This is a genomic window from Paraburkholderia monticola (assembly GCF_001580545.1).
GTDB classification, from domain to species: domain Bacteria; phylum Pseudomonadota; class Gammaproteobacteria; order Burkholderiales; family Burkholderiaceae; genus Paraburkholderia; species Paraburkholderia monticola.
Map to the genome: position 1 here is coordinate 475,971 of NZ_LRBG01000004.1, position 24,696 is coordinate 500,666.

At 60.3% G+C, this 24,696-nt stretch carries 23 protein-coding genes and 1 tRNA gene; 19 read left to right on the top strand and 5 right to left on the bottom strand.

Translation table 11 applies throughout. From position 1 onward, the window contains the following. Positions 1 to 95 precede the first annotated feature (95 nt). On the bottom strand, positions 96 to 1,310 hold the full coding sequence (locus CI15_RS07010) for an MFS transporter (protein WP_062125557.1): 1,215 nt from the start codon (positions 1,308 to 1,310) through the stop codon (positions 96 to 98). A gap of 229 nt (positions 1,311 to 1,539) precedes the next feature. Between CI15_RS07010 and CI15_RS07015 the strand changes: the two genes are divergently transcribed. From CI15_RS07015 to CI15_RS07025, 3 genes are all read left to right on the top strand, one after another. After that, positions 1,540 to 2,202 (top strand): HugZ family pyridoxamine 5'-phosphate oxidase, encoded by a 663-nt coding sequence (locus tag CI15_RS07015; protein WP_062126150.1) that lies wholly within the window; start codon positions 1,540 to 1,542, stop codon positions 2,200 to 2,202. 397 nt (positions 2,203 to 2,599) lie between these two features. After that, positions 2,600 to 2,902: an H-NS histone family protein gene (locus CI15_RS07020; RefSeq protein ID WP_008921239.1), complete on the top strand. Its 303-nt coding sequence runs from the start codon at positions 2,600 to 2,602 to the stop codon at positions 2,900 to 2,902. Positions 2,903 to 3,184: 282 nt separating this feature from the next. Beyond that, positions 3,185 to 4,471, top strand: a complete 1,287-nt coding sequence (locus CI15_RS07025) for a cation diffusion facilitator family transporter (RefSeq protein ID WP_062125559.1) — start codon at positions 3,185 to 3,187, stop codon at positions 4,469 to 4,471. Between the two features lie 84 nt (positions 4,472 to 4,555). Here CI15_RS07025 and CI15_RS07030 read toward each other — a convergent pair whose 3' ends face one another. The 3 genes from CI15_RS07030 to CI15_RS07040 form a co-directional block, all read right to left on the bottom strand. After that, on the bottom strand, positions 4,556 to 5,014 hold the full coding sequence (locus CI15_RS07030; protein WP_012431468.1) for an Lrp/AsnC family transcriptional regulator: 459 nt from the start codon (positions 5,012 to 5,014) through the stop codon (positions 4,556 to 4,558). A 90-nt stretch (positions 5,015 to 5,104) separates the two neighbouring features. Beyond that, on the bottom strand, positions 5,105 to 5,737 hold the full coding sequence (locus CI15_RS07035) for a 3'-5' exonuclease family protein (RefSeq protein ID WP_062125561.1): 633 nt from the start codon (positions 5,735 to 5,737) through the stop codon (positions 5,105 to 5,107). After that, a complete protein-coding gene (locus CI15_RS07040) occupies positions 5,734 to 6,378 on the bottom strand; it encodes an MBL fold metallo-hydrolase (RefSeq protein WP_062125563.1) in 645 nt (214 codons plus the stop codon). The genes CI15_RS07035 and CI15_RS07040 overlap by 4 nt, the downstream gene beginning before the upstream one ends. Positions 6,379 to 7,026: 648 nt before the next feature. Here CI15_RS07040 and CI15_RS07045 point away from each other — a divergent pair. Further along, positions 7,027 to 7,623 (top strand): septal ring lytic transglycosylase RlpA family protein, encoded by a 597-nt coding sequence (locus tag CI15_RS07045; protein WP_062126153.1) that lies wholly within the window; start codon positions 7,027 to 7,029, stop codon positions 7,621 to 7,623. Between the two features lie 107 nt (positions 7,624 to 7,730). Here the strand turns inward: CI15_RS07045 and rsmI are convergent, their stop codons facing one another. After that, positions 7,731 to 8,615, bottom strand: coding sequence for a 16S rRNA (cytidine(1402)-2'-O)-methyltransferase (gene rsmI / locus CI15_RS07050; RefSeq protein WP_062126156.1), 885 nt, complete (start codon positions 8,613 to 8,615; stop codon positions 7,731 to 7,733). Between the two features lie 79 nt (positions 8,616 to 8,694). On the opposite strand from rsmI, the gene CI15_RS07055 reads away from it, so the two are divergent. From CI15_RS07055 to CI15_RS07130, 15 genes are all read left to right on the top strand, one after another. Then, entirely contained in the window at positions 8,695 to 9,126 is a 432-nt protein-coding gene (locus CI15_RS07055; protein ID WP_062125565.1) for a YraN family protein, read from the top strand. 229 nt (positions 9,127 to 9,355) lie between these two features. Then, positions 9,356 to 9,943: a phosphoheptose isomerase gene (locus tag CI15_RS07060; protein WP_062125567.1), complete on the top strand. Its 588-nt coding sequence runs from the start codon at positions 9,356 to 9,358 to the stop codon at positions 9,941 to 9,943. Positions 9,944 to 9,969: 26 nt separating this feature from the next. Next, on the top strand, positions 9,970 to 10,761 hold the full coding sequence (locus tag CI15_RS07065) for a BON domain-containing protein (RefSeq protein WP_062125568.1): 792 nt from the start codon (positions 9,970 to 9,972) through the stop codon (positions 10,759 to 10,761). Beyond that, positions 10,761 to 11,114: a c-type cytochrome gene (locus CI15_RS07070; protein ID WP_062125570.1), complete on the top strand. Its 354-nt coding sequence runs from the start codon at positions 10,761 to 10,763 to the stop codon at positions 11,112 to 11,114. The genes CI15_RS07065 and CI15_RS07070 overlap by 1 nt, the downstream gene beginning before the upstream one ends. Positions 11,115 to 11,176: 62 nt before the next feature. After that, positions 11,177 to 11,252, top strand: a tRNA-Ala gene (locus tag CI15_RS07075). Between the two features lie 166 nt (positions 11,253 to 11,418). Then, positions 11,419 to 11,877, top strand: a complete 459-nt coding sequence (locus tag CI15_RS38170) for an integrase arm-type DNA-binding domain-containing protein (protein WP_062125572.1) — start codon at positions 11,419 to 11,421, stop codon at positions 11,875 to 11,877. Positions 11,878 to 11,879: 2 nt separating this feature from the next. Then, positions 11,880 to 13,094, top strand: a complete 1,215-nt coding sequence (locus CI15_RS07085) for a tyrosine-type recombinase/integrase (RefSeq protein WP_062125574.1) — start codon at positions 11,880 to 11,882, stop codon at positions 13,092 to 13,094. A 124-nt stretch (positions 13,095 to 13,218) separates the two neighbouring features. After that, the gene (locus tag CI15_RS07090; protein WP_062125576.1) at positions 13,219 to 13,866 is read left to right on the top strand and encodes a hypothetical protein; all 648 of its coding nucleotides are present in this window, start codon (positions 13,219 to 13,221) and stop codon (positions 13,864 to 13,866) included. Between the two features lie 144 nt (positions 13,867 to 14,010). Beyond that, the gene (locus tag CI15_RS07095; RefSeq protein WP_062125578.1) at positions 14,011 to 14,268 is read left to right on the top strand and encodes a helix-turn-helix transcriptional regulator; all 258 of its coding nucleotides are present in this window, start codon (positions 14,011 to 14,013) and stop codon (positions 14,266 to 14,268) included. Positions 14,269 to 14,271: 3 nt separating this feature from the next. Beyond that, complete coding sequence (locus CI15_RS07105; protein WP_153041066.1) at positions 14,272 to 16,314, top strand: hypothetical protein; 2,043 nt, start codon at positions 14,272 to 14,274, stop codon at positions 16,312 to 16,314. A gap of 101 nt (positions 16,315 to 16,415) precedes the next feature. Beyond that, the gene (locus CI15_RS07110) at positions 16,416 to 17,081 is read left to right on the top strand and encodes a hypothetical protein (RefSeq protein ID WP_241495803.1); all 666 of its coding nucleotides are present in this window, start codon (positions 16,416 to 16,418) and stop codon (positions 17,079 to 17,081) included. A gap of 444 nt (positions 17,082 to 17,525) precedes the next feature. Next, positions 17,526 to 19,097 carry a class I SAM-dependent DNA methyltransferase gene (locus tag CI15_RS07115; protein ID WP_062125584.1) on the top strand — a complete coding sequence of 524 codons (1,572 nt, stop codon included), beginning with the start codon at positions 17,526 to 17,528 and terminating at the stop codon, positions 19,095 to 19,097. Continuing rightward, a complete protein-coding gene (locus tag CI15_RS07120; RefSeq protein WP_241495804.1) occupies positions 19,087 to 20,328 on the top strand; it encodes a restriction endonuclease subunit S in 1,242 nt (413 codons plus the stop codon). Before CI15_RS07115 ends, CI15_RS07120 begins: the two co-directional genes overlap by 11 nt. A gap of 1 nt (position 20,329) precedes the next feature. Continuing rightward, positions 20,330 to 21,076: an abortive infection family protein gene (locus CI15_RS07125; protein WP_062125585.1), complete on the top strand. Its 747-nt coding sequence runs from the start codon at positions 20,330 to 20,332 to the stop codon at positions 21,074 to 21,076. Next, positions 21,076 to 24,228, top strand: a complete 3,153-nt coding sequence (locus CI15_RS07130; RefSeq protein ID WP_062125587.1) for a type I restriction endonuclease subunit R — start codon at positions 21,076 to 21,078, stop codon at positions 24,226 to 24,228. The genes CI15_RS07125 and CI15_RS07130 overlap by 1 nt, the downstream gene beginning before the upstream one ends. Positions 24,229 to 24,696 lie beyond the last annotated feature (468 nt).

Sequence of the window (24,696 nt, forward strand, 5' to 3'; positions counted from 1 at the left end):
GCTAAAAAGGCACGTGGGCCGTGAGGCTTGCGTGCCTTTTCTTTTCTGGCTGCGTTCGATGCGGTTTTCGTCGTGACGCCGGGCACGCGTTTGCGTCAGATCCTCAAACGCCGCAGCACCTTCGGCCCGACGAGCGCGATCATCGCGGAGCATACGGCGACGACCGAGAGACCGATCGTCAGATTAGTCACCTGCGCGACCGCGCCGATGATCACCGGCCCCAGCAGCAAGCCGAAATAGGCGAGCCCCGCGACATGCGCGAGCCCCTCGGCCGCGTGGATGCCCTTCACGCTCGCCGCGGCCGCGAACAGCACCGGCATCATGTTCGCGAGACCCAGGCCGATCAGCGCGAAGCCGGCGAGCGCGGCCACCGGATTCGGCAGCAGCAGCGCGTCGACCATGCCGGCGCAGGCGAGCGCCGCGCTGATCATCACGAGCTGCGGCGCGCCGAAGCGGGCGCGCACCGCGTCGCCGGCAAAACGCGCGGCCGCCATGCCGCCGGAAAACGCCGCATAGGCGGCGCTCGCGAGCGCGGGCGTCGCGAGCACGACGTCGCGCATATAGACCGTGGCCCAGTCGTACATCGCGCCTTCGGCGATCAGCGCGACCAGCGCCATCGTGCCGAGTGCCCATAGCGCCGGCGAACGCCAGCGGCTCGCGCGCGGCGTCGCGGCATCGGGATGCTCGGCGTGCGGCACGTGCGGCAGCACCGACGGGCACGCGAGCACCAGCACGAGCGCGCTGACCGCCGCGGCGAGCGCGAGATGCAGCGCCGGCGCCATGCCGCGCGACAGCAGCGCACCGCCGACGGCCGCGCCGAACATGCCGCCGAGACTGAACATGCCGTGCAGCGACGACATGATCGGCTTGCCGAGCGCCTTTTCGACTGCGCTTGCTTCGGCGTTCATCGCGACGTCGAGCGTGGCCATGCCCGCGCCGAAGACGGCCAGCACGACCAGCAGCATCCAATACGCGGGTACGACGAGGATCAGCGCCGCGCAGGCGGCCATCGCGAGACCACCGGCGAGACATGCGCGGCGCGTGCCGACCCGCGCGATCCATGACGCATTGGTCACCATCGCGCCGATCGAGCCACCCGCCACCGCGAACAACGCGAAAGAAAGCATGGCTGGATTCAGATGGAAGCGGTCGCGCACCGTCGGCACGTGCACACCCCACGACGCGTACATCATGCCGGCGATGAAGAACAGTGCCATCGTGGCAATGCGTGCGCGTTGCCGCTCGGTGACGGGCAGGTCGCGGTGCGCGGCGGGCAGGACGGCGAATTCGGAGGCTTGGTGATCGGGCACGGAGGTCTCGAGGCGGGGTGCGCGAGAAAGCGCATTGAAAGCGGACCTTCGATTCTATCGAAGCATGCAAGCTTATGCTTGGAGCCGGGGGAGCGGGCGGATACGATTGAACGGCTGCGGGTGTGGCGAAGCGGTGTTGCCGAACGTCATGCTTTGGGGCGCCGCCGCTGGTTTCTATATCGCCGCGCGCCACTCACCGCTCATCTTTCATTCACCGAGGAACGCTCACGTGAAGATTCCCGCTCACGCTCCGCTGCATCTGCTGCATACGGCCGCGGTCGGCACGCTCGCCACGCATGCGCGGCAGCCCGAGGGCTTTCCGTATCCGTCGGTGTTGCCGTTCGCGCCGGATGCGCTGCATCGCCCGACGATCCTCGTGAGCCGGCTCGCGGAACACACGCACAACCTGCACGCCGATCCGCGCGCCGGCTTTCTGGCCGTCGACGCGCCCGACGGCGACGTGCTCGGCGGCCAACGCGTCACGCTGCTCGGCCGCTTCGAGCCCGTCGACTCGAGTCCGGAACGGGTGCGTCGTTATTTGCGTTATCACCCGGACGCGGAGCGCTACCTGGTGCTGGGTGATTTCACGTTCTGGGTCATGAAGCTCGAGCGGCTGCGCTACATCGGCGGCTTCGGCGCGATGGGCTGGCTCGACGGCGCCGAACTCGATCGGCTGCCACCGCTAGCGGCCAGCGAGGAGGATGCGCTGATCGCGGAATTCGGTCGCCGGTTCGACGGCGCGGGCGGCGTCGAATTGCTGGGCATCGACCGTTACGGCGCCGATCTGAAACGCGATGGCGTGCGCCGCCGTTTCGTATTCGACGGCGTAGGCTCCGATATCGAGACATTGCATGCGGCGCTCGATATCTGCATCGACCGGCATGCGGATTAAGCAATATCGTTTATCGGGAAAGCGCGCATGCGCGGTCGCGCTGCGCCGGCTTTTGTCTCACTAGTGGACGCTTATCGCAGTCCAAGCTTTCATGCCGTGAAATGTTCGATGTGCAATAGACATGTCAAATCTCATTTCCTGATAGTTAAATCGTATAAATATGCGAGGCGGCGGGATTTTTTTCAGTGACATGCGAAATCAGCCGATTGAAAGACCGTCGCGGGCACAGAGCATCGCAAGGAAACCTTTTGAAACGAATTTAATTTAATTTTTTGCCAGCGCTTTTCCAGTCTTTCTATTTTGTGTTAATCTCGCCATCAAATTCCGAGGCATGAAACCTTCAAAGGGCAAGTCGGCATAAGACCGGCAGTCATTTATCCATACCACAAGGGAACCTATGTCTTCTTACAAGGAACTGCTCGCGCAGCGCGAGAAGCTCGAAAAGCAGATTGAAGAAGCGAAGTCGCGCGAATACGCGGAAGTCTTGAATGAAATCAAGCAAAAAATGGCGGATTACGGCATCTCGCTGAGCGAACTAGGCGGCGGCCGTGCACCGAAGGGCGCTAAAGCGAGCCGTCCGCGCGCAGGCGTCGCACCTAAATATCGCGACCCGGAAAGCGGCAGCACGTGGTCTGGCCGTGGCAAGCCGCCGCGCTGGATCGCGGGTCTGGATCGCGAAAAATTTCTGATCCAGAAGTAATCGCAACCCTGCGTGCGGTAAGGGCTTCCGCCGCATAATACGAATACGACAATCACAGGCGTTTATAGCCTGCTGCAGAAATCCCGAAAGCCGCTCCGTTCAGGTGCGGCTTTTTGTCATTCGCGGCGCCACTTTTTTGTCGCATGCGCTTCAGGTAACTGGAACACGAATGCTTTTCGTTTAGATAAGAGACTGATTTAAAAGGAATTTTCGACCTCGCTCCCAGCGCGTTCGATCCGTGGCGGGTACAATAAGAAGAATTGACCTTTCCCGCTTTTCAGTATGCAAGCCGCAGCAACCACTCAAACCGCCGAGAAACAACGTGTTGCTCGCAAAAGTACCTTTGCGAGCATTGCGGTCAATACCGTGTTGATGACGTTGCAAATCGTCGTCGGTACGATCGCGCACTCGCAGGCACTCGTTGCCGACGGCATTCATTCCCTTGCCGATCTTATTTCCGATTTTGTGGTGCTGATCGCCAATCGGCATAGCGGGGCGAAGCCCGACGCGGATCACAATTACGGACATAGCCGTTATGAAACGGTGGCGTCGTTATTTCTAGGCGCGCTGCTGATCTCGGTCGGCGTCGGCATGTTATGGCGCGCGGGTACGCGGCTCGCCGATCTGAAAAATATTCCCGCCGTGCACATGAGTGCGTTCGCGATCGCGGCGCTCGTGCTCGTCTGCAAGGAAGCGCTGTTTCGCTACATGCTTCGCGAGGCGAAGCGCGTGCGTTCCGCGATGCTGGTCGCGAACGCATGGCATGCGCGCTCGGACGCGGCGTCGTCGCTGGTGGTGGGGATCGGGGTGCTCGGCAGCATCGCCGGCGTGCGGCTGCTGGATCCGATCGCGGCGGCCATCGTCGGCTTCATGGTCGCGCGCATGGGTTGGACCTTCGGCTGGGACGCGCTGCAGGACCTGTCGGACCGGGCGCTCGATGAAACCGCCAGCGCCGACATGCGTGCCCTGCTGATGGCCACCCCCGGCGTGCGCGACGTGCACGAAATGCGTACGCGCAAGATGGGTGATTTCGCGCTCGTCGACGCGCACATCCTGGTCGATCCGATGATTTCGGTGTCGGAGGGGCATTACATCGCGGAGTCGGCGCGTCTGCGTGTGCTGAGCGACAAGCGTGTGCTCGACGCGCTAATCCACGTCGATCCGGAAAACGATGCGCACGCGCATCCTCCCGTCGATTTGCCGCCGCGCGAGCGGGTGGTCGCCGAGGTCAACGCGGCGCTGGTGGTGGGCGGTTTGCAGGCCGTGGCGGTGAATCTGCACTACCTGAGCACTGGACTGGACGTGGAGGTGGTGTTGCCAGCGTCATCGTCGGGTGACGGGATTGTTGCAGGCACCGACGAGACCAGCCGTCTCCTGGAAAGCGAGGTGCGATCACTCGGGCGCGTCGATCTGGAGGCGCTCAAGCGCCGCCTCGGCGCCCGCAAGCTCGATGTGCTGCTGCAACGGGATGGATCGGTCGCGCAAGGCGGCTGCACGGAGACCGAGCTCAAGACCGGCGGCGCGCCGGTCGGTCGTTCAATCGCCGCGGAGCCTCACAAGCTCGCCTGAATGCTGCGAGTCTCAGACGCTGGAGGCCTGACACAAGGAGCCGGGCACCAGAAGCCGCGACGCCCCAGGCCGCGGCGGCACCCGTCACAACGGCAACTGCGTGTCGAACTTGATTTCGCGCAGCACGACGCTCGTACGCACCTGGGCCACGGCCGGAATCTTGAAAATGCGTTCGTGCAGGAAGCTGTCGTACGCCTTGATGTCCGGCGCGACGATCTTCAGGATGTAATCGGATTCCCCGGTCGTGCTGTAGCACTCGGTCACTTCTGGGCAGGTGGCGATTTCCCGCTCGAACTGCTCGACGCCGCCCTCGGTGTGACGCGTCAGATGGATATGCGCGAGCGCGCAGACGTGCAGGCCGAGCTTTTCGCGATCGAGCAGCGCCGTGTAGCGCTGGATCACGCCCGACTGTTCCATGTCCTTGATGCGCCGCCAGCACGGCGTGCTCGACAGCCCGACCTGGTCGGAAATTTCCTGCACGGAACGGCGTGCGTCGAGCTGAAGCAGGCGCAGGATCTTTTGTGAGAACGTATCGAGTGTCAACTGCGCCTCCGTTAGCGTCGCCGTATCAACGCATGGTAGAGGGCGCGAAAACGAAACGCAATGTAAAACGGCTCTCGCGAGCGAGATTGCCTAATTTATCGGGTCCGGAGCGACGTTTTGCCCTGAGCCGTCCCCATCATCCTTGCCGTCGGCAGGGAGTTCGGGTTGCCTTGCGCGCAATTCCTTCAGCATGTTGCAAAAGAGGGCGCCTTGCTCGATGGCGTCGTCGAGCGCGACGTGCGTGTGCGGATGTTCGTCGAACCAGTGTTTCGGAAAACGCGGCTTGATGTTCTTGCGGTACGGCAGGCCGGTCATCGCGAATGCGAGCGTCTTGATGTCGAGCGCCGACCACGAGAACGGGCAGCGGCCGACGAAGCGCATCATGTACCAGAACATATAGGTGAAGTCGAAACCAGCCGGCATCGCGACGAACACCGGCTTGCCGGGCAGCGCCTCGACCCATTCGACATAAGCGGTCAATGCCGCCTCGGGCTTCTGCAAGTCCTGGCGGCAGGCGACCCACGCTTCCGGCTGGGTCTTCCACCACGCCGCCTGGACAGGATGCGGCGCCGCGCCTTCGAGCAATTCGAGATTTGCCGAGAAAGTCGCGATCAGCTGCTTGTCTTCCGTGTAGGCGGCGGACGCGAAGCTCAGCATCGAATGCGGGCCGGGGATCGGGCCGTCCGCTTCGACGTCGGTACTTACATAGATTTCGCTGCTCATACAGCCACCCCATCGGCGACGTACGGATTCGTGCGGCGCTCGGCACCGAACGTGGAGGTCGGGCCATGGCCCGGCACGAATGTGACGTCGTCGCCGAGCGGCCAGAGTTTGTCGCGAATCGAGCGGATCAGGTCCGCATGGTTGCCGCGCGGAAAATCCGTGCGACCGATCGAGCCGGCGAACAGCACGTCGCCGACCAGCGCGAGCCGGTGCGCGCGGCTGAAGAACACCACGTGGCCCGGCGTATGGCCGGGGCAGTGGTAGACCTCGAAGGTTTCGTCGCCGAATTGCACAGTATCGCCGTCTTGCAGCCAGCGGTCTGGCTCGAAGGCATCGGCGGCCGGGAAGCCGAAGCGCGTGCTCTGGTCCGGCAGCTTGTCGAGCCAGAAGCGTTCGTCGGGATGCGGACCTTCGATCGGCACGCCGTAGTGGGTGGCGAGCGTCTTCGCGCCGGCGCAGTGATCGATGTGGCCGTGGGTCAGCAAGACTTTCTCGACGCTCACGTTCTGCCGCGCGATCTCGCGCTGGATCACGTCGAGGTCGCCGCCCGGATCGACGACGGCCGCGCGTCCGGTGGCCTCGCATACGAGCAGCGAGCAGTTCTGCTGGAACGGCGTGACGGGGATCAGGGTGACTTTCATGACAGGACGGCGTGCAGGGAAAACATTGATTGTACCGGCCTCGCGACGGTCTCCGTCGCCCGTGAGGCGGGGAGCACGCATCGCCGCGCCGGCCTCTTTTGCATGGCCATTTTTGCGATAAATGTGAAGATTGGTCAGGGTTTTGTGCAGCTCGCCGTCCCAAAAATTTTTTTTGGGTATAATGGACTTCATGCGCAACTGAGTTGTGCTGCCACAAGGCGATGCGTCCCCACAAAAAGGGGATGCCGCTCGCCGTTCAAGTAAGGGCTGTCGGAGTGCCGACGGCCATCAAGTATCGATGCGTTCGATGCACACGTCTTGCCCAGCCAGGCGCCACGCGCCTGCTACGGACTTAACTGCCGTGACGCTGGGTGGGGCCTACGCCGCCGTTCCTGTGCGCTGAGTTGCGCGCACAAGAACGTGTCTTTGCCACGTTCAGTTGGCGGCGTGTGGGGTCTGGTCAGGCTGCCGGGGACAGGTTGCGCCAGACGTGAAAATTGACCGTGCGGTAGCGGCTCAGTGAGCCGTATCCGGGCTTTGACGTACTGCGCTTTTTCGCGCGGCGCGTTGTCGTTCCTACCGCCGGAGTCGCAAGCAACACACCCAGCTTTGTGGGTGACGCGGCTCGACAACGTGATTGCACGTCTTATGAAAACTCGGCTAACCCGTGGTCTGGGGACTCTTTTTGCCTTTTTTGTACTGGCCGGTTGTGCCACGCCTCCGGGCGCGAGCGACACCTCCGCGGACGACACGCCGCAAAGTACGAAGAACATGCACCTGAGTTCGTTCGGACCGCAATCATACGGTAACGCGCCGGCCTCGAGCCCGAGCGCGCCCGCGTCGCCGCTGGCCGACGCGCAGCCGCTCACGGACGACGGCGCCGACGTCGCGGACTTCCATCAGATTGGACGCGCGTCGTGGTACGGCCGCTTCTTCCACGGCCGCCGCACCGCCAATGGCGAGCGTTACGACATGCACGCCATGACTGCCGCGCATCGCACGCTGCCGCTCGGCTCGTACGTGCGCGTGACCAATCCGGCCAATTCGCGCTCGGTGGTCGTGCGGATCAACGACCGCGGCCCGTACGCCCGCGGCCGTGTGATCGACCTCTCGATGGCGGCCGCCGCCATGCTCGACATGCGCCACAGCGGCACCGCGCGGGTCAAGATCGAAGGGCTCACCCAGCAGGAAGCACGCGCCGAGCTGAACGAAACGCTCGCGTCGAACTCCGACTCGAGCAAGTGATGTGACGTGACGCGGCGGCGATGCCGCGTCGACTGCAACACTCTCTGTAGAAAATCTAAGGGCCGCGATATGCGGCCCTTTTTTGTCCCGCCTACCCAAGTCAACGCTCAGGCGTCAGGCTTGTCTTCCTTCAGCGCCAACGCGCGCGTGTACAACGCGTTGCGCGATGCGCCCGTGAGCGCCGCCGCGATTTTCGCCGCGCTGCTCACCGTCAACTCTTCCAGCAGGACGCCGAGCAGCGCGTCGTGATCATGTTCGCCGGCCGCTTCGGGCGACGCGCCTTCCACTACCAGTACGAATTCGCCGCGCTGCCGGTTCGCATCGGCGGCGAGCCACGTTGGCGCTTCGGCCAGGGTGCCCTGGTGCAGCGCTTCGTGTAACTTCGTCAGTTCACGCGCGATCAGCAGACGGCGCGAGCCATCGAACGCATCGGCGAGCGCCTGCACGGTCTCGACGATCCGGTGCGGCGCCTCGTAGAAGACCATCGCGTGAGGATGCTGTGCGAGCGCCTGCAAAGCGGCGGCGCGCGCTTTCGGTTTCGGCGGCAGGAAGCCCAGGAACGAGAACGTCGCGACCCAATCGCCGGTCGCGCTCAACGCGGTGGCGAGCGCGCTCGCGCCGGGCAGCGGGATCACCGGGAAGCCGGCCTCGCGAACCGCGTCGACGAGCTTGGCGCCCGGGTCCGAGATGCCAGGCGTGCCCGCGTCGGACACGTAGGCCACGCGTTCGCCGGCCTGCAGGTACTCGATCACGCGCTGCGCCGCCTCGCGCTCATTGTGCTGATGCACTGCGACGAGCGGCTTCGAGATGCCGTAGCGCGCGAGCAGCTGACCGGTGTTGCGGGTGTCCTCGGCGGCGATGCGGTCCGCGAGTCCGAGCACGTGCAGCGCGCGCAGCGTGATGTCGGCGATGTTGCCGATCGGCGTGGCCACCACATACAGCGCAGCGGTGGGGTACTGCTGCCCTTGCGCGAGTTCGGAGAGAGGAGTCATGACACGGAAGAGACAAACAGACGGAACGAGGCCGACATTGTGCCATGTGGGGTCGCGCGAGCCGATCGCACCAAAGGACATGGAAAAAGCGCCTGCCAGGATCACCTCAACGACGACCCACAACTTTTCCGCTGCCCACCAGTCCAAATCCGTCGGCGCGGCCTTCGAAGCGCGCGCACAAGAATTTTTGCAACGGCAGCGTCTGCGCTTCGTCGCGCGCAACGTATCGTGTCGGGGTGGCGAGATCGATCTCGTGATGAGCGATCGCGACGGCGCGCTGGTGTTCGTCGAAGTTCGTGCGCGCGCGCAGCGGCATTACGGCGGTGCGGCCGCGAGCATCGGGTGGCAGAAGCGGCGGCGCATCGTGAGAGCGGCGCGGCACTATCTCGCGACTCGGGCCGCGACGATCCGCGGTCCGCGCGACGAACCCGCGTGCCGTTTCGACGTAGTCGCGTTCGAGAGCGGCAGGCTCGTGTGGCTGCGCGATGCATTTCGCGCCGACGAACTCTGACAGCCGGCGCGGACAACGCGCGTGAGTGCGATAAACTTGCGCTCGCGTGTCGCGCTCGAAAGCGCACGAAGAGCACGCGGCAAGCAGCACGTTTCGCGATGATTCGCTGATTTTTCGCCCTCGCGTGCGGTGTGCGTCGCGCGGCTTATCAACGGGGCGCAGCCTCGCAATACGACTTCACAACACGGCCGCGCAGTGCGGCCCATTCGCGGTAGAAGATAGAGACTCGATGTCAGTCGAACGCATTCAACAACACTTCCGCGACAGCGCGGCAGTCAAACTCGAAGCCCTCGAAACCCTGTCGATGCCGATCGCTGCCGCGATCGACACGATGTTCGCCGCGCTTGCCAACGGCAATCGCATCCTCGCGTGCGGCAACGGCGGGTCGGCCGCCGACGCGCAGCATTTCGCCGCCGAGCTGATCGGCCGCTTTGAGCGCGAACGGCCAGGACTGCCGGCCATTGCACTCAGCACCGACACCTCCGTGCTCACCGCGATCGCCAACGACTATTCGTTCGAACAGATTTACGCGAAGCAGGTCTGGGCGCTCGGCCAGCCCGGCGACGTGCTGCTCGCGATCACGACGTCCGGCAATTCCGCGAACGTGCTCGCCGCGATCGAGGCCGCGCACGAGCGCGAAATGATCGTCGTTGCGCTGACCGGCAAGGGCGGCGGACGCGCGCAGGAAGTGCTGAGCGACACCGACATCCACGTGTGTGTGCCGTCCGATCGCACCGCGCGCATCCAGGAAGTGCACCTGTTGACCATCCATTGTCTGTGCGACGGCATCGATGCCATGTTGCTCGGCGAAGACTGAGACTGATTCCGAAGGAGAGCTAGTTGATGAGCGTATTCCGCGTCAAGAACACACTGGTGAGAACCGTGTTGGTGGTCGGGTTCGCGGCGGGGCTGTCGGCCACGCTGCAGGGCTGCTTTCTCGCCGTCGGGGCCGCGGCGGGCGGCGGCGCGCTGATGGCGACCGATCGCCGTACACTCGGCGCGCAGACCGAGGACCGCGAGATTCAGGTGAAGGCGCTCTCGCAGATCAGCCAGAATCTGCCCGACTCCGCGCACGTCAACGTCACGGTGTTCAATCGCCGCGTGCTGCTGACCGGCGAGGTCGCGGGCGATGCGTCGAAGCAGCGCGCCGAGAGCATCGTGCGGAACATGAACAACGTGAATACGATCGTCAACGAACTGGCGATCATGCCGGCGAGCTCGTTCTCGTCGCGCACCAATGACACCTACCTCGAAACGCGCGTGAAGACCGCGCTGATCGCCGAGAAGAACATTTCGGCGAATAACTTCAAGGTCGTGGCGGAACGCGGGAACGTCTATTTGATGGGCCTCGTTACGATGAATGAAGGGAATATCGGCGCTGATGTCACGAGCCGTGTGCCCGGTGTCGTGCAGGTGGTTAAGGTGTTCCAGTACATCCAGCCGCAGGAGGCCGAGGCTGCTGCTGCCGCTGCGGCGACGGCGCCTGTGGCCGCTTCGCAGCCTGAGGCCGCCGAGCCGACTGTCGGCGCGATTCCCGATTCGTCGGTGAGCGCACGGCCGCTTGATCAGCAGGCGCCGGCGCCGGTTAATTCGTCGACGGCTGTGCGGCCGGGTAATCCTAAGGCGGTGCCCTGATGTGTGGTTCGGCGCGTTTGAGTGCCGTGTTCATTTGGGTGGTCGGCGCGGTGGCGGGGACGGTGACGTTGGGTGCTCATGCTGCCGAGGCGCCGCGCGGGCAGCAGGTCGCAGCCGCGAATGCGTGCATGGGCTGTCACGCGGTGGACCGCAAATTGGTCGGTCCGTCGTTTCAGCAGATCGCCGCGAAGTACAAGGGCGACCCGCAGGCACCGGCCAAACTCGCGCGCAAGGTTAAGGACGGTGGATCCGGTGTGTGGGGCATGATTCCGATGCCAGCCCATCCATCGATGAGCGATGCGGACATCCGCGCAGTGGTCGACTGGGTGCTCGCGGGCGCGCCGTCCAGATGAGGTTTTCCCGAGGCTGGAGGCTTGGCAAAACGGAAAATTGCTGTGCTAGAATTAATTTCGTTGGGGGGGTAGCTCAGCTGGGAGAGCGTCGCGTTCGCAATGCGAAGGTCGGGAGTTCGATCCTCCTCCTCTCCACCAAACATCTTCCAAACGTCTGCAAAAGACTACAAGAAACCTCGGTAGCATAAGGCTCCCGAGGTTTTTTTGTTTCCATCGTCTACAATCTTTCACACGTAGTTACCACCACTTGGCGGGGTCGCTTTGGTGGTTGCTTGGCACGGTTGAAATCCTGTTACCCCACGAGATGATGGAAACCGCCCGGAAACCCCTGTCGGATTTGGTTATAGCTGCTGCCATGTCGCGCACGAAGATCTGGCGCATGTACGACAGCAAGGGGTTGATTCTTGAGATCCACCCCAGCGGTGGCAAGTACTGGCGGTTCAAGTACCGATTCGGGGGGAAAGAGAAGCGGCTGTCGCTGGGCGTGTTTCCCGACGTGAAAGTTTGCGAGGCCCGCGAGCGTCGTGACCAAGCTCGCAAGCTGCTCGCCGGTGGCAGCGATCCTGGTGAGCTTCGGAAGGAGGAGCGCGCCGCCCAGCTTGAGCAGCGAGCACGGCAGGATGCCGCGATGCGCTTCACGCTCGACAACGACGGTGCACTATCGTTGCGGATTGGCACGCGCCGGCTCAGCCTTACTGCGGCTGAAACCGCTGAGCTTCGCACGTTCCTGGACGCGACCCGCGCAGTTACTCCGAGATTTTGAGCATGGCACTCACCGATTTGATGGTTCGCAACGTAAAACCCGTCGACAAGCAGCAGAAGCTGTTCGACGAGCGTGGCTTGTACCTACTTGTTACCCCCGCGGGGGGCAAGTGGTGGCGGCTCAAATACCGGTTCGGGGGTAAGGAAAAGAGCTTGTCCATGGGCGTGTATCCGGACGTGGGTCTGAAGGATGCGCGCGAGCGGCGTGATGCCGCCCGCAAGCTGCTCGCGAATGGCGTTGATCCCGGCATCGAGCGCAAAGTGCAAAAGGCAGCGGCGAACGAGCGCACTGCGAACAGTTTTGAAACCGTCGCGCGGGAGTGGTATGCGAAGCACGCGCCCGGTTGGGCACCGAGCCACAGCGAGAAGGTCATCCGCCGGCTGGAGCGAGACGTTTTCCCGTGGATCGGCACGCGCCCGATTGCCGATGTGAAAGCGCCGGAACTGTTAGCGGTGCTTCGTCGTATTGAGGATCGCGGCGTACTAGAAACCGCGCACCGGGCGCTACAGAACTGTGGACAGGTTTTTCGGTATGCCGTTGCTACTGGGCGGGCCGAGCGAGATCCGTCGGGCGATCTGCGTGGAGCATTACCACCTTGGCGGTCCGAGCACTATGCGTCGATCACAGAACCGATCAAGGTCGCAGAGATGCTGCGGGCGTTCGACGCTTTTACTGGGACATTTGTCGTGCAATGCGCACTGCGGCTCGCTCCGCTTTGGTTCGTGCGGCCCGGAGAACTGCGCAAGGCGAAGTGGGCGGAGTTTGATCTGGACCGGGCCGAATGGCGCTACACCGTCACAAAGACCAAATCAGAACACATCGTGCCGCTCGCGATCCAGGCAGTCACGACGCTAAGAGCGCTGCACGCGCTCACCGGTAACCGTGAGTATGTTTTTCCGGGCCGCGACGTGAAGAAACCAATGAGCGAAGCTGCGGTCAACGCGGCGCTGCGGCGGATGGGCTTCGATACCAAGACCGAAATCACTGGCCACGGGTTCCGCGCGATGGCGCGAACGATCTTACACGAGCAACTTCGCTTTCCACCCGACGTGATCGAGCACCAACTCGCGCACAAGGTGCCGGATGCGCTTGGCACCGCGTACAACCGCACGAGGTTTATCGACCAGCGGCGCGCCATGATGCAAGCCTGGGCGGACTATCTTGACGCGTTGAAGGCGGGTGCGAAGGTTGTGCCGATTGGAATCGCCTCAAACTAGTCTCGCTCGCGCCAGAAGCGAGCCAATCTCGCGGCGTCGGGCCTGCGTCGGTCAATCGAAACCGCGTCCCCTCACCCGATGGCGCGGCTCCTATCTCAGATGAGGGATTTGCGCGAGGCCACAAATGGAAAACCAGGACGAAAAGGAAGTCCCGCGGGAACTACGCACGCCGACCACGGAAGGCGGTAATGCGATAAGTGCAGCGTGGGATTTTTATAACGACTTTCTCGAAAAATTGAAATTATCGGCCCCCGATTTCAACTGTGAGAGCGTATTAGATCCTGAATCAGACTTTGCCGCAACGTTTGACGCAGCCTGGAATGATGGTGGTACGGATGGCGACAAATCGGTCGAAAAACTGATGCGGTATGCGCAGGGTAGTGACGAAGAACGTTTCATCACGCCCTTTATTATCGTGATGGAAATAATTGTTTCCTACGGAGTTCAAGCAATGAAGGCCGACGAGTCTGGCCAACGCGAACTTGCATGGACGTTTGCGGCAGATGCTCAATACTGGGCCGGCATTCTTACCGCAGCATGGAGTGATCGCGCGCACGGTGTAAAGCCGGCGGCGGCGTTAGCCAAATTGCGCCATGCCGAAAATGTGGCGTTGAAAGAAGACGCGTTGAAATATTGGCGGGAAAACATTGATCCCGCTTTACCGGCCGCGCGGGCTGCAAACGTGCTTCTGCGAGTGGTGCCTCTTTCGCACAAGAAGCTATCTGAACTGATATCGGCAGCGAAAAAAGGGGGCAAGAAATCTGACAGTTAATTCTTCCCTTCTGCGCATGGTGGAATCTCTGCGCATCGCGGGTCGCGCGCGCAGAACGGGGCGCATGCGTACAGTGGTCGAAATCCGTCTGTCTCTGTAAATAATAGCAACCATGTTCAACCGCAATCTTTTGCGAGGTTTTACATGGCGAAGCAAGCAATACCCACCGGGTTCGCCAGCGATACGGGGTTCCCGTCCCCGCTTTCGCTTCCCCTCGACGGCCTGACAACCTGGAACGACCTGAAGCTGTTTCTCCCGTTCAGCCGCGAGACCGCACGCAAACTCGAGCTGGCGGGCCAGTTTCCGCGCCGCCAGCGTCTCACGCAACGCTGCACGGTCTACAACAACCGCGAGCTGCACCGCTGGTTTGCTGACCCGCTGAACTACCGAGCTCAGAGGTGAACGGTGGCGGCCCAAAGGAATGTCATCGTCACGGGCTACAACGGTGTGGCATCCGCGCGCGCGAACGGGGGCGGGCTGACCGTGGCTGACCTTGGCGAGAGCAGCTCGAATGGCGCGGGCGACGTCAACGACCTACAGCGTCACCGTGGGCTCGAAGCGGTGACAGCATGCAACGCCGCCGCTATCCTACCCACCGCTGTAACCAATCACGTTCAGACCAGCATTAGCAGGTCACCCGCAGCGGCGCTGACGCTGATCGCCGAAGACGCCATTGCGCGCACCTTGGCGGGAGATGCCGGAGCCCTGTTTGAGATCGTAGAGACTTTGCATGATCTGCGCGTCGACTATCCGGCCGACTATGCGCGTGTCCGCGCACGTATCCGCCGCGAATGCCGCGATGTACCGATCGGCGCGCTTGAACGCCAAATGCGCAGCGACATGAACATTGCCGACGAGAAATCCGTGGCTGATCTGCTGATCGAGCTGGCCGACGATCGGTGTGAGCTGTTTCATGATCCTGATCGCGTGGCGTATGCACTGCTAGATGGCGGCGGCCATCGCGAATGCTGGCCCGTACGCAGCGATGGCTTTCGCGAATGGCTCGCGTACAGCTTTTATCAGCAGTACGGCCGTGCGCCCACTGATTTGGCCATCACCACCGCACTCGCGACGATCGAGGGAAAAGCGAAGTTTGACGGCGACCAACGCCGCACGCATCTGAGGGTAGCGAGCGTCGAGGGTGCGGTCTGGATCGATCTCTGCAACGATGCCTGGCAAGCGGTGGAAGTGACGACGACCGGCTGGCGAATCGTTGACGCGCCGCCGCTGCTCTTCATCCGCACGGCAACCATGCGAGCATTGCCAACCCCCACGCAGGGCGGCGCAATCGCCCCGCTGTGGGAGATCGTGAACATCCCCGAAAGTGAACGGCTGCTCGTCGTGACGTGGATGCTGGAGTGCTTCCGCAGCGCCACGCCCTATGCGGTGCTTGAATTGACGGGCGAGCAGGGCTCGGCGAAATCGACCACGCAGCACTACCTGCGCGAGCTGATCGATCCAAACCGCTCGAACAACCGCGCCGCGCCGAAGAACGTCGACGACGTGTTCGTTGCCGCGCAGAACGCGCACCTGATGAGCTTCGAAAACCTCTCGCATTTACCTGCCGCATATCAGGACGCGCTCTGCGTACTCGCGACCGGCGGCGGTTATTCGACGCGACGACTCTTCACGAACGCAGACGAAACCGTGCTCGACCTGAAGAAACCGATTGCTCTGAACGGCATCGCTTTAATTGTGACAGCGCAAGACCTGTCAGACCGTGCGCTGCACGTCGATCTGCCGACGATCGAGGCGCGCGCCACGGCCAACCAGATACAGCAGACGTTTGAGACGCACCGCGATGGCATCTTCGGCGGATTGCTCCACGTGCTGGCGCGCTCGCTGGGGGAACTCCACGCCGTGCGCGCGGAGAGCCTGAAGCTGCCGCGCATGGCTGATTTCGCGCAGCTCGGCGAAGCCGTCTACCGTGTCCATGGCAAGTCGCCGGGCTCGTTCCTACGGGACTATGAGGAGCGGCGGCGCGAAAGCGTCCATCGTACGCTGGATGCATCGCCGGTGGCGATGGCGATGCTCGCCTATCTGGACGAAAACCCGGCGGGGTTCGACGGGACAATCGGGCGGCTCCACGAGGTACTGGCCGCGTATAGGCAGGATTCGGAATCGTGGCCGAAGTCACCCAAGGGCATGGGCGATGCGTTCCGGCGGCTCGCACCAGCACTGCGCCAGATCGGCATCGCAGCGTGGGCAAGCGAGCGACGCGGGAACCACGGTTACGCCTGCTCGCTGCGCAGGATCGCCGAGCCTTATATTTCTCGCGCGGATGTTGCCGCTGGAAATGAAGTTCACGAAGTGCACGATGTTCATCAAGTCGCGGCAGTGGGTGCACATGGTGAACATAGTGAACGTCACTTCGTGGAGCCACGTTGCAGAGAGAACGCATCGAACGGTGATTGCACTATCCGCGGCGACGCGCGAAGCGGAGGCTGACGTACGAAGTACAGAGCGGATTTTGAGCTGGGCGCATTCGTTTGGCATGCAGGAACGGGCGTCGGAATCGGGGACAATTCGGTATAGAAGGAGAAGGGACAGTGGGTGACGAACGGGAAACGGCCGGGTTAGCTGACGGGTGCCGTAAAGCGCCAATCGGTGGTCTGGACGAGAAGGAAAGGAAGTATCGCGCAGGGTTTGCGACGGGCCACCCACCGCATGGCGCGGTGGTCGCACAAAAATATCTTGGACCGATATTTGGTCCCGAAGCCGCATGGTGGGACCACCTTGCCGCGCTGAAAGCGCAGATCGACCGGGTAAAGCAAGGGGACCTGTCAGGCGTCGAGGCGATGCTTATTAGCCAGGCTCACGCGCTCGATGCGATATTCACAGGTCTTGCCACACAGGCGAGCGAGTACGCCGAAAAGTATCCTGGGGTAACGGACACCTACTTGCGGCTGGCGTTAAAAGCGCAGTCGCAGTGCCGGACGACCTTGGAAGCCTTGGCAGACATCAAGAATCCGCGTCCGTTCGCATTCGTGCGACAGGCGAACATCGCGAATGGCCCGCAGCAGGTGAATAATCAATCCACGCGTGGTGGTGGCACCCCCAGCGGTTATGCGCGCGCGGAAAATCCGGGAAAATCTACAAACGAACTATTGGAAGCCGATCATGGCGAACGGATGGACCTTGGAGCGGCGGACGCGGCAGGCGGAGAAAATTCGCGGATGGAGACCGTGGGAAAGGTCGACGGGGCCGGCGACTGAAGCGGGAAAATTGATTTCGTCGCACAACGCGATGAAACATGGGATGCGATCGGCACACTCTCTCGACGAACGACGCCGAATGGATCATTTGTTTCGCGACTGTCGGGAGTGTTTGGGCATCGTGCGAGTCCGCCACGATCGCCGATAGTGCTCGCTGAATGTATCGAGCATGCCGTCGCGTGGGGCTTCACAAACACGTTGGGCGGATGAGTTTGAGCGGCGTGTATCAGCTCAGCGGCATTGGCGAGCGGGAACGCGTGCGTGACAAGGTGGTGTCAGCATTGTGCCGTGGCAACGTCCAATCCACGTTGGGTCAGCGCCGGAGGGACTTGTACCACTGTGAGAACCAACCTGAAGCCTCTATAGTGCGGTGTCTGATTCTTCGACATTTATAATACCAGCCCCACCTGTGACAGCACGCCAGTCCACGGCGAAGAGAATCGAATGAGCGACAGCAATAGCACCAAATCCACCCGAAACGGAAGCGGCCTCGGCTTTGAGGCCGAGTTGTTCAAAGCTGCAGACAAACTGCGCGGCAATATGGAGCCGTCGGACTACAAACACGTCGCGCTTGGACTCATCTTCTTGAAATACATCTCGGAGGCGTTCGAGGCAAAGCATCGAGCACTTCTCGCTGAAGACGCGCAAGCGGCCGAAGACAAGGATGAGTATTTGGCTGACAACGTGTTTTGGGTACCCAAAGGTGCCCGGTGGTCACATCTACAGGCAAATGCCAAGCTCTCGACCATCGGAACACTCATAGACGACGCGATGCGTGCTATCGAAAAGGATAACGAGTCGCTCAAGGGAGTCCTGCCGAAGGACTATGCTCGTCCCGCGCTCAACAAGGTGATGCTAGGTGAGCTGATCGACTTGATCTCTGGCATTGCCCTTAATGAGGAAGGGGGCCGCTCCCGAGACATCTTGGGTCGGGTCTACGAATACTTTCTTGGCCAATTTGCCGGTGCCGAAGGAAAGCGTGGTGGCGAGTTCTATACGCCTCGCTCGGTAGTGCGGGTGTTAGTGGAGATGCTCGAACCCTACAAGGGCCGCGTTTACGATCCGTGTTGTGGCTCGGGAGGCATGTTCGTTCAGTCGGAAAAATTTGTGCAGGAACGAGGCGGTCGAATTGGCGATATTGCGATCTACGGTCAAGAATCGAACTACACAACGTGGCGTCTAGCCAAAATGAATCTGGCAGTACGTGGTATCGACTCGGACATCCGCTGGAACAACGAGGGGAGTTTTCACAAAGACGAGCTGCGTGACCTAAAGGCTGACTACATTCTTGCGAATCCTCCGTTCAACATTTCAGATTGGGGCGGCGACCGCCTGCGCGAGGACGTGCGTTGGAAGTTCGGTACGCCTCCGGTAGGCAACGCGAACTATGCTTGGCTGCAGCACATCATTCATCACCTCGCTCCGTATGGTACGGCCGGCGTTGTGCTTGCCAATGGCTCGATGTCATCCGATCAATCGGGCGAAGGTGAAATACGTCGTGTGATGATCGAGCAGGACATCGTGGATTGCATGGTGGCGCTTCCGGGGCAGCTCTTCTATTCCACCCAGATCCCCGCTTGTCTCTGGTTCCTCGCTCGAGATAAATCGAACGGGCGCGCCGGTAAAGCTCATCTACGCGACCGACGCAAACAGGTGTTGTTTATCGACGCTCGAAGACTTGGCGTGCTGGTAGACCGCACTCGGCGCGAGCTTACCGATGCAGAGGTGCAGAAGATCGCTGATACCTATCACGCTTGGCGCGGGGAGGAAGGCGAAGGAGTCTATGTTGATGTTCCAGGGTTCTGCAAATCTGCCTCGCTCGAAGAAATTAAAGCGCACGGCTACGTGCTCACACCCGGCCGCTACGTTGGCGCTGAGCAGGTCGACGACGATGGCGAATCATTTGAGGAAAGGATGCCTCGTCTCGCCGCAGAGTTGTATGCGCAATACGCCGAATCGACGAAACTCGAGCAGGCTATCAAGGCGAACCTGAAGAGGCTGGGCTATGGTGGTTAAATCGACGGTCGGAGACTACGTCACCCTTCAGCGTGGCATCACTTACAAGGGCAACCTGGTGGGGAAACCCGGCCCCGCTTTGCTTGGGCTTGGCGCGATTCATCCAGGAGGAGGATTTCGCGAAGGCGACTATAAGACTTACGGCGGGGAGTGTCCGCCGAAGATTATGCTTTCACCGGGCGATCTTTTCGTTTCGTTAAAGGGTGCGACCAAAGACGGGAAGATGATTGGATCGGTGGCACGCGTTCCCCCCTCTGTGGCATCGGGCCGTTTAACGCAAGACACCGTCAAACTCGAGTTTCGTGACTCAAGTCAAGAAGAGCAAAATTTCCTTTACTGGGTTTTGCGTACTCCTCAGTATAGAGATTACTGTGACGGTCATGCAACGGGGAGTGCCGTTGTGGCGCTTAGTCGCGATGATTTCTTGGCTTATCCTGTGCCTCCCGTCACGCCTGCGCGCAAAAGCATCGTCGAACTGCTCGAGATCCTAGACCGCAAAATCGAATTGAATCGACGGATGAATGCGACGCTTGAGGCAATGGCGCAAGCTTTGTTTCAGAGTTGGTTTGTCAACCTTGATCCTATTCGCGCCAATTCAGGCTCCGAGCCGACTGTCGCGAAACAGGTCGCAGCGGACGCAGGGTGGGATACCCGGAGTCTGGATGAGATTGCACACTATCTAAACGGCGTTGCCCTCCAAAAATATCCTCCAGGAGACGGACCCACACTACCAGTTATTAAGATTGCTCAGCTTCGTAAAGGAAGCACGATTGACGCTGGCCGCTGCAACAGTGATCTGCCGCCCGCTTACATCGTTCAAGACGGCGATGTGCTCTTTTCGTGGTCCGGTACTCTTGAGGTCGAACTCTGGTGCGGTGGAGTGGGCGCACTCAATCAGCACCTTTTTAAGGTAACTTCGAAAGAGTTTCCGAAGTGGTTCTATTATCTGTGGACGCGTCATCATTTGGACGAATTTCGCCGCATCGCGGCTGCCAAGGCCACAACTATGGGACACATTCAGCGCAGCCATCTCAGCGCGGCAAAAGTCATCGTTCCGCCGAAAGCCGTCCTTGAAGAGATGTCGCTATCGATGTCACCGTTGGTCGAGAAGATTATTTTGAACCGAGTTCAATCGCGCAATCACGTTGCACTGCGCGATGCACTACTGCCGAAATTGCTTATTGGCGATCTAGAGTTGGAAGATGCCGAGCGCATCGTAGAGGACGTTTAAGATGACTCTGGACTGGTGTCCCGGCATCCGTGAGGTCTGCGCGCACTGGCATAACGCACCAATGTTGCATCAAACTTTTGAGGCGTTGGAGCGCGCACTAGAACAAGACAACGATGCCTGCATCGACTGTGCAAAAGCCATGGTCGAGGTGGTTTGTCGAATAGTAGTTGAAAGTTTTCATACCGTTCAAGCGCCGTTAAAGCCTACGCAGGAGACACCATCCCTTTCGGACTGGCTGAGTGCTGCGATACGTGCGCTGAAACTGGGTGACGTACGCGATGACAAGTTCAAGAAGCTGGTCTCTAGTCATCACAAATTAGCCGACGCACTCAACGATCTACGCAATAAGGGGGGGCCAACAAGTCACGGTAAAGATCCGTATCTTGAGCGCCTCGCTGTCCACCATCGCCGCACCGCGGTGCTGGCGGCAGATGCCATAGTAGCCTTTCTTCACAAAGCCTATTTAGATGCGATGCTGGATCCGGTCAGCTCGCGTGAACCGTGGGAGAGATTCGAAGTAGCTAATTCCCTTATCGATGCCCACGTCGGCCTATCGGTGGAAATCGAGGAGGAAGGAGCACCTACTCTCAAGTTTCTGCTTCCTGGTGGCGATGAGTTGCCGCTTAAGATTGAGGTTAGCCGATTGCTCTATCTGCTCGATCGTGCGGCCTACGTTGAGGCTTTGAACGCGGCGCGTGGGGCTCCTGCTCTCGTAACAGAGCAGGAGAAAGAACAAGGAGAAGAATGATGGCGTTTTTGCCGGAGTCCGGCGTTGAGCTGGCACTACTAGACCAACTGCGTGGGCTAGGCTATAGCGTCGAAAAAGAGGAGGACATTGGCCCAGATGGTCATCGTCCGGAACGGGAAAGTTACGATGAAGTTATATTGAGAAAGCGCTTTGAAAATGCTGTTGCGCTACTCAATCCGGGATTGCCTGTGGAGGCCCGTCACGACGCGATTCGTAAGTTGACTCAGTCAGAGCTGCCGTCGCTCCTCGAAGAAAACCGTCGCATTCACAAGTTGATGACGGAAGGTGTGGACGTTGAGTATTACGCTGACGACGGTACCTTGGCGGCGGGCAAGGTCACGCTAATTGACTTCGAGCGCCCCGAGCAGAATGACTGGCTGGCCGTGAACCAGTATGTGGTCGTTAGTGGTCAGTACACGCGCCGTCCCGACGTGGTCATCTTTGTGAATGGGTTACCGCTTGCCGTGATCGAGCTGAAAGCGCCGGGAAGCGGTAATGCCACCTTGGTTGGGGCGTACAACCAACTCCAAACCTACAAGAAGCAGATTCCGGCACTCTTCAATACGAATGCTCTTTTGGTAACGTCGGACGGGATCTCCGCCCGTGTCGGCTCTCTCTCGGCCGATCTGGAGCGATTCATGCCTTGGCGTACAACCGATGGCAAGGACGTCGCCTCGAAGGGCACACCGGAACTCTCGACTTTGATCGAGGGTGTTTTCGAACAGCACCGACTTCTTGACTTGTTGTGCCATTTCACCGTTTTCGGGGAAACCGGCTCCGGACTGGCGAAGATCATCGCCGGTTACCACCAGTTTCACGCGGTGCGGCACGCGGTCAGCAGCACCGTGACGGCCTCCTCGCCAAATGGCGATCAACGGGTTGGTGTGATTTGGCACACGCAAGGTTCTGGGAAAAGCTTGCTTATGGCGTTTTACGCGGGGCGACTGGTCAAGCACCCTGCACTGGCCAATCCAACACTCGTAGTTTTGACCGATCGTAATGACTTGGACGATCAGTTGTTTGCCACATTCTCCATGTGCCGCGACTTGATCCGACAGACTCCTGTGCAGGCGAACAGCCGTGAAGATTTGCAGAAAGTGCTGAGCCGTGCATCCGGCGGGGTGGTGTTTACGACGATCCAGAAGTTCGCACCTGAAATCGGCGAGAGCAAGTATCCGAAGCTAACCGACCGTCGCAACGTCGTCGTCATTGCAGACGAAGCACATCGCAGCCAATACGGCTTCCGCGCCAAGGTGGAAACCAAAACCGGCGAAATCTCTTACGGTTTCGCTAAATATCTGCGCGACGCATTGCCCAACGCTTCGTTTATCGGTTTCACCGGCACTCCAATTGAAGCGGACGACGTTAATACGCCGGCGGTGTTCGGCAACTATATCGATGTCTACGATATTAGTCGTGCGGTCGAGGACGGAGCGACCGTGCCAATCTACTACGAGTCGCGGCTTGCACGTATCGAGCTTGACGAGAAGGAAAAGCCGAAAATCGACACCGAGATCGAGGATCTAACTGAGGATGATCCGGAGGTTGAGCAAGAACGATTGAAGAAGAAATGGTCGAAGATTGAAGCGGTGGTGGGCAGTGAGAAGCGCCTGGCGCTGGTGGCCCAGGACATCGTCGCCCATTTCGAGAGTCGCGTTGTAGCCCTCGAAGGTAAAGGGATGGTCGTCTGTATGAGCCGTCGCATCTGCGTCGACCTGTACGACGAAATCGTCAAGCTTCGCCCGGATTGGCACAGCAATGATGACAACGCAGGCTCAATGAAGATCGTGATGACTGGCGCAGCAAGTGATCCGCAGCAGTGGCAGCAACACATTGGTAGCAAAGGTCGCCGCGACTTGCTGGCAAGGCGTGCGCGCGATCCGAAAGACCCTCTTAAGCTAGTGATTGTTAGAGACATGTGGCTCACCGGCTTCGACGCTCCCTGCATGCACACGATGTACGTCGACAAGCCCATGCGAGGTCACGGGCTGATGCAGGCAATTGCGCGGGTGAATCGCGTCTTCCGGGACAAACCTGCAGGTTTGATCGTCGATTACATCGGCATCGCGCAAAACCTTAAATCTGCACTACAACAATATTCCAAGAAGGATCAAGAAAGCACGGGCGTCGATGAGGCACAGGCTATCGCAGTGATGATGGAAAAGTACGAGGTGGTGCGTGATATGTATCACGGCTTCGACTACGCGTCTGCGATGAGCGGAACTCCAAACGAACGGCTGGCGATGATGGCCGGCGCAATTGAATGGATCCTAGATCTGCAGCACAGGCTCGCCTCGGTTGAGACAACTAAAGAAGGAAAGAGAAATGCACACCGCCGCTATCAGGATGGGGTGCTCGCGCTTTCGAAGGCATTTGCATTGGCTTCTGCCTCAGATGAGGCTCGAGTAATCCGTGAGGAGGTCGGTTTCTTTCAAGCGATTCGAGCCGCGTTGGTTAAGAGCAGCATTGGTTTTTGGGGTGGTCAGCAAGAACGCGAGCTGGCAATTCAGCAGATTGTGAGTCGCGCAGTGGTCTCGACAGAGATCGTCGACATCCTAGCCGCGTCAGGAATTAAGAGCCCAGATATTTCGATCCTGTCGGACGAGTTCTTGACGGAAGTCCAACAGATGGAGCGCAAAAATCTCGCGCTTGAGGCCCTAAAAAAGCTCATTAATGATGGCATCCGGTCCCGAAGCAAGGCCAACGTCGTTCAAACTAAAGTGTTCTCGCAGCGACTCGAGGAAGCGGTGGCTCGGTACCACGCCAATGCAATAACTACTGCAGGGGTGTTGCAGGAACTAATTCAACTTGCGAAGGACATCCGTGCCGCTCGCCAGCGCGGAGAGGAGACAGGGCTCTCAGACGACGAGATTGCTTTCTATGATGCGCTGGCCGAAAACGAGAGCGCAGTTCAGGCAATGGGAGACGATAAGCTGCGGCTCATTGCTCATGAGTTGCTAGTTGGCCTGCGCGCAAACACGTCGGTTGATTGGGCACATCGCGAGTCGGCGCGTGCCAGGATGAGAGTTTTGGTTAAGCGCATCCTTCGTAAGTATGGGTATCCACCGGATTTGCAGGACGCAGCCGTGCAGATGGTGTTGCAACAAGCGGAGGCGCTATCGACGCAGTGGAGTCACGTTGCCGCATATTGACACGCTCTAATGAGCGCGAACGAGTGTTGGTGCCGGAAGCGATCAATTAAGGGTCGCAAGAAATTCTGTTTTCCGTCATACCATCGATCAACATCGGCTACAACTGGCAATCGGGGGCAGTTTTGGGGGCAGTCCGCAATTGATAAATTGGCGAGCCCTTGTCAGGCGGTCATTTCCGGCGTTTGTTGTGTTGCCCTCCTCACCAGATTCTTAAAAAGAATCGGCCTCAAGACGGCTTTTGTTTTCCCCCGTCGGCGACAAGCCCCGATCAGAACTTATCCCACCCGTCACCCGCCGTGCTGACCGCAGCGCTTGACACGGTCGTCGCGCCGCCCGCGCCGCCCAACGCAGCAGCCACCGGCACCGCCTTCGCGCGCCCTGCCCGCTGCCCGGGCGTCCCTACCTCACGCCGCGGCGTGGGCTTACGCCCAGCCTGACCGGAAGCCGGCACCGTCGCGACCGAACCAG